This window comes from Burkholderia cepacia (assembly GCF_001039005.1).
Classification (GTDB): domain Bacteria; phylum Pseudomonadota; class Gammaproteobacteria; order Burkholderiales; family Burkholderiaceae; genus Burkholderia; species Burkholderia theae.
Map to the genome: position 1 here is coordinate 1 of NZ_LDWR01000115.1, position 3,787 is coordinate 3,787.

Annotated in this window: 3 protein-coding genes and 1 pseudogene; 1 reads left to right on the forward strand and 3 read right to left on the reverse strand. The window is 60.1% G+C overall.

The genetic code is table 11. The features are described 5' to 3' along the window. The 3 genes and pseudogenes from VL15_RS38095 to VL15_RS38105 form a co-directional block, all read right to left on the reverse strand. The coding region (locus VL15_RS38095) for an AAA family ATPase (protein ID WP_048252064.1) at nt 1-391 on the reverse strand (391 nt) is incomplete at its 3' end. Then, nucleotides 381-2,013: pseudogene (locus tag VL15_RS38100) on the reverse strand (IS481 family transposase). The gene VL15_RS38095 and the pseudogene VL15_RS38100, both read right to left, overlap by 11 nt. Before the next feature lie 4 nt (nt 2,014-2,017). Continuing rightward, on the reverse strand, nt 2,018-2,593 hold the full coding sequence (locus VL15_RS38105; protein ID WP_048252062.1) for a recombinase family protein: 576 nt from the start codon (nt 2,591-2,593) through the stop codon (nt 2,018-2,020). Between the two features lie 207 nt (nt 2,594-2,800). Here VL15_RS38105 and VL15_RS41455 point away from each other — a divergent pair, with 207 nt between their 5' ends. Continuing rightward, nucleotides 2,801-3,751: an ADP-ribosyltransferase gene (locus VL15_RS41455; protein WP_080971110.1), complete on the forward strand. Its 951-nt coding sequence runs from the start codon at nt 2,801-2,803 to the stop codon at nt 3,749-3,751. Nucleotides 3,752-3,787: the final 36 nt, after the last annotated feature.

A 3,787-nucleotide genomic window follows, 5' to 3' on the forward strand; every position in this document is an offset into this window, starting at 1 on the left:
CGACGAACAGTGCGACGGGCCGCTTGTTCTTCCGGACCAGTTCGCGCAGGTCGCGTTCTCGCTTTTCGCCCTGCGTCGGAATGCGCACCTGCTTTTCGGTCGACAGGTCATAGAACAGTGCCGCGATAAACGTCGCGAGCTTGATCCGATGCTTCTCGATCGCGAGCGATTTCGACACCGTAACGCGCTTCTCGTCCTCGAGTGCCTGCTGGAGCCGGCGCAGCATCACTGTCTTGCCGCAGCCCACCACGCCGCACAACGCGATCAGCCGTCCCTCGAAGACCGCGCCCTTGATGTCCTTCATCAATTGCTGGTGGTGCGCCGTCTCGAAGTAGCCGGCCTGGTTCAACGGGACTGCCAGTCCGTAGTGCTCCATCACTTCAGCTCGCATGGCCTTCTCCTGACTTACGATGCCGGAAATAGTCACGGACGCGCGCCAGTACAACCCGGCGCACCAGAGTTTCGGCAAGCACCTGCTTGATAAACAACCGATCCTGCGATGACAGTTTCGCAAGTGACTGCGCCAGATCGTCAGCGATCGCGAGCTTGGCCGCGATCGCACTGGGAAACCGGTACTCGTGCGCGTCGGCGTCAAACGGTTGATGCGGCAGCGGTGCCGGCGGCGTTGCCACCGGTGCCAGCCGGACGTCGTCGCCAGCAAGTGCCGCGATCGGCAGTCCGAGCTGGTCGGCCAGCGTGCGGATGCGGTCGGCCCGCTCATCGGCTTTCCCGCGCTTGAACGCCCGATAGCGGTGAAGCGGGATCGGCCCCGACACCGGGTGATAGGGCCCGAAGCGTTCGTCATCGAACTCCGCGTACAGCTCATCGTCGAACAGGCCCCAGAGCAGCACCACTGTCTCCCCGGCCATGTCGGGCTCAAGTTCATATGCGGTGCCGTCGATCGAGACGCGCGCATCGATGCCGACCTTGCGGCGCTCCGGTTCGCGCGCGAACCGACAGAACTGCTCCCACGTGCACATGTCGCGCACGCCTTCGACCGGAAGATGCGCAAGCCAATCGTCGAGCCGCGAATGCTTCTCGGAGCGATGCTCCTGGACGTTGTAGCGCAGCAGATAGCGGAAGAACCATTCGTTCGCCTGTTTCTCCGTTTCCGGTTTGTGGAAGTGATACAGCGTTTCATGCGCTTCCTTGACCGTGCGGAACGGACGCTCAACCTTGCCCTTCGAGCGCGCGGTGGTGCGCGTGCCGTCTTTCCCGGCTGGAAGATGCGTCTGCCATGCGATATTGAGCGCCTGCATGACGTTCTGGAACACGCGGCTTTTGGCAACCGGGCCGTTGTCCAGATAGATCATCTTCGGGCGGCCCTGAAACGGAAACGCGGGATCGGCCTTCGCAGCCATCGCGTTGAACAGGAAGCGCAGCGCCGATTCCACGTCCTCGCCGTACACGCAACGATACTCGTCGTAGGCGACGCCACTGCGATCATCGACCACGCTGAACAGCATCAATGTGGGCTCGCCCTTCGCCGGATCGATCCACACCGGGCGTTCGATGTGTTTCAGGTCGGACGGCGACAGGTCGAACTGCCAGCAGTCATTGCTGTGCTCAGCCTGAAACCGGACGGCGGGCGGCTCGCGCAGAAGATGTGGCTGATCGAGGCGCAGCACCAACAGGTAGTGATGTCGGCACGTGCAGTACGCCGCGCGGTGCCTTGACGAGCCCCTGCGCGGTCTCGACGCCATACTCTTCAAGCAGCTCGATCGCTCGCCGCGTCGACAGGTGCCGCCCCTGCTTGTTCGTGGTGCGCAGCTTCAGCGCTGCGATCAGCTCACAGTAGCGTTCGAGTTCGGCCTGCGGCAGCACACGCGACTTGCCGTGATCGGCGCGATGTGCCGCGTGTGGCTGCTGGACCCGGTGTAATGCGCGATATACGGTAGTTTTCGAGATACCGTACAGCTCGGCGACGGCCGCAACCTGGGCCGCACGCTCCGGGCTCTTGTGCGGCAGGCGGTCGAGCCGCTGCCGCAACTGCATAATTGAGTCGGTCGGAATCGACTTACGCCGCCCGCTGGGCATTGCGTTCCGCCGCGGTCAGATAGTTGTAGAGCGTGGATTTGCCGATCCCCATCAGCCGGCAGATCTCCTCGACGGTGTGCCGCCGTTCGTGATAAAGCTGCAGGGCCAGTCGCTCGCGCTCCGGATCGAGCCGCTTCTTGCGGCCGCCCTTGTGACCGCGAGCCCGGGCCGCCGACAGGCCAGCTTGGGTCCGCTCGCGGATCAGGTTGCGCTCGAACTCGGCAAGCGCGCCGAACAAGTGAAACACGAGGCGCCCACCGATCGACGCCGTATCGATGCTCTCCTGAAGGCTGCGCAGGCCGACGTCGGCGGCGTCCAGCCGTTCGACCAGGTAAATGAGATCTTTCAGCGAGCGGCCAAGCCGGTCGAGTCTCCAGATGACCACGGTGTCGCCGTGACGTAGTGTCGCGAGCAGTGCCGTCAGCCCGATGCGTTCCGATTTCGCCCCGCTGGCCGTGTCCTCAAAAACCCGCTCGCAGCCCGCCTTCGCGAGTGCGTCACGTTGCAAGTCAAGGTGCTGGTCGTCGGTCGAAACCCGTGCGTAGCCGATCAACATACGAATTCCAGTTTGGCCGATGAAAATCCAGTATAGTCGGACATTGAAAGATGGAGGCCGATTCCGGATGCCTTTTATGCGGTTTCGCGAGCTGTACCGATCACGGCCGACAGGCGTCCATCAAACCATCGTTTTGTGGACATGACGCTCACGTAAAGCAAAGGGAGCGGGCCGCCACGAGCATATGAACAGTGGAATCATTAACCGATGAAGATAAATCTGCCATGTCTGTACGCACCATCTACTACCCCTGAACTGATCGGTCATTGGCATATTGATGGCGACAATATCAAGTTTGCGATTGGTACGGATCCACGCGAGCATGACGAGGTCGCTCGTTCCTTTCTTATGGATAGCGAACATCAGCCGTATTGTGACGTCGCCAATCTGCGGACCCATTACACTGAACGTCAGGTCAACGAAAGCGAGGAGAATTCGGTCATTTTTTACACGCGCGAAGGATATCATTCACTCAATGCTGCCTTACGCGCCACGATCGACGCACCCGTGCACCCTATTTATAAAGCACATATAGAAAACGTTGAGCGTTTTATCGGCAAAGCGGCTGCGCCAAGTTTGGATCCGGTGTTTCGGGTCGCAACCGTGGAACAGGATATCGACGCATTCTTCCAACGAGTGCATCCGGGCGACGCTCTACTTGATCTCGCTTTCACATCTACCTCGAAGTTTCCTGACTTGGTGAAGCGGCTAAGGGGCGCTCCTTCACGCGGCAATCCGCTGATCTACTACCGGTTTGATGGCGTTACTCGAGGGGCTGATCTCTCGGCGATCCGTTTGGACCAAGGTGAAGTCCTAATCCAACGGAAATCCCTCTTTGAGGTCACATTGCTGAAAAAGCTGAACCCATATGCACTCTTCGTACGCCTGCGCGAACTTGACAACAATATGTCACCGCATTCGATTGATGTGAAAGACCTTGTGACTGGACATCCGCTTCTGCAAGTAGGCCCCCTCTTTGGCAAGGGGATCGTCAGTCGACCGGCACTCGATGTACCGAGTGTGCCGAAAGAAAAGGTGCCCGCTTCCCTGATTGAAGCCATGGCCTCTTTCGCACTATCGGCTTCCGGCTCAATTGCATCCCACCCGGTTGAATCGAGCCCCCAGGATCTGGTATTGGCCGCTAGCTCGCGGCAATAGACGGCAACTGGCGCCGGCCCGTCGCACTGTTCGTCG